7 protein-coding genes are annotated in these 3,530 nt (G+C 47.3%); 4 read left to right on the top strand and 3 right to left on the bottom strand.

Going from position 1 to position 3,530, the window contains the following annotated elements; translation table 11 throughout:
• Both NSB03_RS20205 and NSB03_RS20200 read left to right on the top strand, forming a co-directional pair.
• A partial coding sequence (locus NSB03_RS20205) for a tyrosine-type recombinase/integrase (RefSeq protein ID WP_194229475.1) occupies window positions 1–353 on the top strand: 353 nt, incomplete at its 5' end.
• Between the two features lie 2 nt (window positions 354–355).
• The gene (locus NSB03_RS20200; protein ID WP_024988822.1) at window positions 356–730 is read left to right on the top strand and encodes a virulence RhuM family protein; all 375 of its coding nucleotides are present in this window, start codon (window positions 356–358) and stop codon (window positions 728–730) included.
• Here the strand turns inward: NSB03_RS20200 and NSB03_RS20195 are convergent.
• The 3 genes from NSB03_RS20195 to NSB03_RS20185 form a co-directional block, all read right to left on the bottom strand.
• Window positions 681–983 carry a hypothetical protein gene (locus NSB03_RS20195; RefSeq protein WP_172681338.1) on the bottom strand — a complete coding sequence of 101 codons (303 nt, stop codon included), beginning with the start codon at window positions 981–983 and terminating at the stop codon, window positions 681–683. The two genes, NSB03_RS20200 and NSB03_RS20195, sit on opposite strands and share 50 nt — an antisense overlap.
• An 87-nt stretch (window positions 984–1,070) precedes the next feature.
• Entirely contained in the window at window positions 1,071–1,376 is a 306-nt protein-coding gene (locus NSB03_RS20190) for a helix-turn-helix domain-containing protein (RefSeq protein ID WP_024988824.1), read from the bottom strand.
• 53 nt (window positions 1,377–1,429) lie between these two features.
• Window positions 1,430–1,741, bottom strand: coding sequence for a helix-turn-helix domain-containing protein (locus NSB03_RS20185; RefSeq protein WP_120470673.1), 312 nt, complete (start codon window positions 1,739–1,741; stop codon window positions 1,430–1,432).
• Window positions 1,742–2,145: 404 nt separating this feature from the next.
• Between NSB03_RS20185 and NSB03_RS20180 the strand changes: the two genes are divergently transcribed.
• The gene (locus NSB03_RS20180; protein WP_024988825.1) at window positions 2,146–2,619 is read left to right on the top strand and encodes a DUF3408 domain-containing protein; all 474 of its coding nucleotides are present in this window, start codon (window positions 2,146–2,148) and stop codon (window positions 2,617–2,619) included.
• A 279-nt stretch (window positions 2,620–2,898) separates the two neighbouring features.
• On the top strand, window positions 2,899–3,321 hold the full coding sequence (mobA, locus tag NSB03_RS20175; RefSeq protein WP_024988826.1) for a conjugal transfer protein MobA: 423 nt from the start codon (window positions 2,899–2,901) through the stop codon (window positions 3,319–3,321).
• The last annotated feature ends 209 nt before the right edge of the window (window positions 3,322–3,530 follow it).

Here is a 3,530-nt window from a genome sequence, read left to right as displayed (position 1 = left end):
AGACCTGTAACCTGTGCCGCAGCCTTAAAATCATAGCCGAACAGTGCGGTCTGGGATGTCACCTGACATTCTATCAGGCGAGGCACAGTTTTGCGACCCTTATCTGCCTGAGCAACGGGGTTCCGATAGAAACCATCAGCAAGATGATGGGACATTATTCCATACGCACCACCCAGATATATGCCGAGATAACCAACCACAAAGTGAGCAGGGATTTGGAAACCCTGTCTGAAAATACCAAAGGCAAATATGCGTTGCCCGATGACGGTATGCCGTCACGGGTGTTCAAATGCGGAAATTACAGCGGTTGGAAAAAGGAGTGTGCATCAAATGATGAAACTAAAATCAAGTGACAATGAATAGAGGAATAATAACAATCAGTGAAAAGGGTGTGGTCATTATGCCGACCGCACCCGTGTGGATGACACAATTTGAGATAGCCGACCTATTCGGAACATTCTCATGCGATGTCCGCAAAGCGATTCATACCATTTACAAGCACAAGGAACTGAATGAACTTGATACAATGAAGTATCTCAGGCAAGCGGATGGAATCAGTTATGACGTTTACAGCCTTGAAATGATTATAGCCGTTGCATTCAGGATATGCAGTAAAGAGAGTGTCTTGTTCAGACGGTTTATAATAAATGAAATTAGTGGCACTAAGAGAGGAACTCCGGTTACATTGTTTGTTTCCTGTGGCAGGGATAACAACCGATGGTATAGTTGAGGTTCATCCCATCAGTCACTCGTTCCCGATGCACGGATGCAAAGGTAGCGTATGGCTTGATGGCAGCGGCAAGGTCGGGCGACAGAGCCGTTTCGGGCAGAATCTTCCTCCTGAGGAGCGTATTCAGCCCGAAAACCTTGTCACTGCCTGCCATACGCTTGAAGAGCATCCGGCAACGGAAACAAGCGACTGGCGGGAAATCAGAAGATAGAAAAGAATGGCTTACAGACGAAGCAGGATATTGGTGTTTCATCTGTAAGCCATTCCTTTTTTCTTTATGTTAAAAGTCCATTGCTCCGCAACCATAGAGCAGACGGCAAACTGCGCTCCTTCAAGAAAATCATGTGCCTGTCAGCCGATAGGCGGAACGGTAGCCGTCAGCAAGCATCCTTTCGATGTCGGATTCACGGTAGAGGATTTTGCCACCCAACTGGATATAGGCGATACGCCCTTCATTGCGGTAGTCCTGAAGTGTCCGGCGGCTCACCTTCAACCGTGCCGACACCTCCTTGTCAGTAAAGAAACGCTCACCGTTCAGTGTCGGGCGGTAATTGGCGGTCAGATGCTCGAAGCTGTCCAAAAGACGGTCGAGACTGCCCATGAAGTGGATTATCCACTCGCTGTCCTTGTTAATCAGTTCATTCATGTTACTTTGGATTTAGTGGGTATTGTTAGTTTACTTCGTTCATTTCATCAAGTTTATATCGTTCTTCCTTTGAACTTTGCTTCTTTGCGCCTGTCCTCCACAACGGAAACAATGCGCTGTACATCATCGGGACGGTAGTAGGTCTTGTGGCTTATCTGCGAGTAAGCCAGCGTCCCATTGTCCCGAAGGGTCTGCAACGTGCGTGGGCTGATGTTGAGTATCCGGCACACGTCCTGATTGTCCATCCACTCGCCCATTGTCTTCTCTCCGTGCCGCCGGCAGATGGCATCCATGTGGCGGACGAAACGGTCGAACTTGGCGACCATCGCCTCAAAGGTCTTTCTTTCAATTGATACGATTTCCATATACATACTTTTTATTGTTACTGTTTCTTTTGCCGCAAAGGAATACATAATCTGTTATCCGGCAATGGATTTCCAGAAAGTGGAAGCATGTGGCACAGGTTGGTAGAGGTTGGCACAGATTGGGGCTATATTCTTAATTCCGGAAATCAGCAATGTGGCAAGAGAAAAAACAAGGGCTTAATTCAAACCTGACTGTAATCGCACCTTTGTTCTTCCGGCTATTCACGTCCGGCAAATCAGTGAAGTCCTCACCGGTGTCTCTGTCACCATAAAGCAAAGTCACACAAAATTGCCTGATCGGGCCCAAACGCTTGACTGACTGCACTGAAGTATCTTACTTTACTTGCGATAATCGGTTGAGGCATAAACCAAGACCATGGTAATAACTTAATCTATTTGTTTTTATGGCAACAAAAAAAGAATCAGTCATCAGTGAACAACAAGTTCAGGAAATCGTGGAAAGAATGGGACGCAGAGAATCCCGCAGTGAGAAGTCTATGGACGACTTCTACCGGAACATCGGTCTGGAGCCGGAACATCTGGCACAACCCGTCAAGACCATCACGAAAAAAGCGGAAACAGCTACGGTGGATGAACCGTCAGGCGAAACACCTGAAGATATGGCAGTGCCGCAGAAGCGTGTCAGCAGCAAACAACGCAGGCTGTCGCTGGACGAGTACCGTACCGCTTACCTGCAAGTTCCTAAGATAACCGACCGCAAGCCCGTGTTCGTCAGCGGTGAGGTGCGTGACCGGCTGGACGGGATTGTCCGCCGTCTCGGCGGGCGTGGCATGAGTGCTTCGGGACTTATCGAGAACCTCGCCCGCCTGCACCTTGAAACCTACCGGGAGGACATCGAGCAGTGGCGCAAACTCTGAGCGGATTACGGTAGAACCAATCAAGTCGGTGGATATACTCCATCGGCTTGACCGATATTCCAAATGAGTTATTATACTCACAAACCAATCCGACAGGCGGAGGATTCTTGTGTCCTCAAAGACACAGCAAGATATGTTTTCAGTTACCCGAATAATTCTAAGTAACTGAAAACACCTTCACCGCCGTGGGCAGAATTATCCTCCGCAGTCGGATAATTTCGGGGTTCCTTAATCAAAGATTAAACAATGGACAAGCCATAAAATTAAAAGAACAAGAGAATGGAAAAGAAGAGCAAGTACGGGAGAAATCCCAAATTGAACCCGAAGACGCACTGCGTGATGGTGCGCTTCGATGATGAGGAATGGAACAAATTTCTCACGATGTACGAAGAATCACAGGTGTATGCGAAAGCTGTTTTTCTGAAGGCGCATTTCTTCGGGCAGAAGTTCAAGGTGCTGAAAGTGGACAAGACGCTGGTGGACTACTACACCAAACTGTCGGACTTCCACGCCCAGTTCCGTGCCATCGGTACGAACTACAATCAGGTCGTTAAAGAGTTGCGCATCCACTTTTCGGAGAAGAAGGCGATGGCGTTGCTCTACAAGTTGGAGAAACATACCATCGACCTTGTGAAACTGAGCCGGGAGATCGTGGAACTTTCAAGGGAGATGTATGCTAAGTGGGAACAACAGAAAGGATAAATTCCATTGTACACCTAAAAAATACTGTAGGTACACAGCCCTGTGAAATAATGCGAAACGCCGAGAATTTCATAGGGTCCACCATATCATCATCGGACGTCCGGAACTATATGCAAAAGATGGGAATCGACCGAAAGGATTGAAAATATAATTCTTATCATAGAAACGACTTTGTCATTATGCGCAGTCGTTTCTATGTTTCATTTACC

The sequence above is a fragment of the Bacteroides acidifaciens genome, from assembly GCF_024623065.1.
In the GTDB taxonomy this organism is placed as follows: Bacteria; Bacteroidota; Bacteroidia; order Bacteroidales; family Bacteroidaceae; genus Bacteroides; species Bacteroides acidifaciens.
Note: the sequence above shows the minus strand (reverse complement) of the source record. Positions and strands in the feature narration are given on the sequence as shown.